Origin of the sequence: Alkalibacterium indicireducens, assembly GCF_039522005.1 — a bacterium.
GTDB lineage: Bacteria > Bacillota > Bacilli > Lactobacillales > Carnobacteriaceae_A > Alkalibacterium > Alkalibacterium indicireducens.
Genome location: NZ_BAAADA010000133.1, coordinates 1 through 568, shown reverse-complemented (window position 1 = coordinate 568; position 568 = coordinate 1). Strand labels below are relative to the sequence as shown.

Sequence of the window (568 nt, the reverse complement as noted above, 5' to 3'; positions counted from 1 at the left end):
GACTACCGAAGGAATAGACGTCTCAATGTGTCTGGAAGTGACTGTTGGAAAGCGGCCATCTGATACAGCCTGCTGGACAAGCTGGTTGGCGTGATAAATATACTCTTTGGATAGCCGGGTCAATTCAGCTGCTTGTTCTTTAGTCGGCTTTAATTTTACTTTGAGCACTTTAACACAGGTATCGGTCTGTTCTTTTTTCACTCGCTTCACCTCTCTCCTGAAAACGAACGTATGTTCTTTTATTTAACGTAATTCCGAAAGAAGTCTCCCACTTCTAAGCGTATGGGTGCGAAGCACCAGTGAAAGTGGGGGATGAATGTCGGTCAAGCGATAGCTTGAAGTGGTTAATCTGTCATTTTTGTTGTATACTATATTCAGTGGTAACCAACAGAAAGGAAGTGACACCAATGGAACTGGACAACAACAATCATTCAGTCTTCTCGAATTGTTACCACCTTGTCTTAGTTATAAAGTATCGAAGAAAAGTCATCACTCCCCCTGTTTCAGATTACGCCAAAGATATGTTTCTAAGAATTAGTACAAACTACAACATCACTCTCATCGAATG

At 41.4% G+C, this 568-nt stretch carries 2 protein-coding genes; one reads left to right on the top strand and one right to left on the bottom strand.

The window, feature by feature from the left end:
- Window positions 1–201 (bottom strand): hypothetical protein (locus ABFX15_RS08135; protein ID WP_346024959.1); only part of this gene is annotated, 201 nt, incomplete at its 3' end.
- A gap of 206 nt (window positions 202–407) precedes the next feature.
- On the opposite strand from ABFX15_RS08135, the gene ABFX15_RS08130 reads away from it, so the two are divergent.
- Window positions 408–568: transposase (locus ABFX15_RS08130; protein WP_346024960.1), on the top strand; the 161-nt coding region annotated here is incomplete at its 3' end.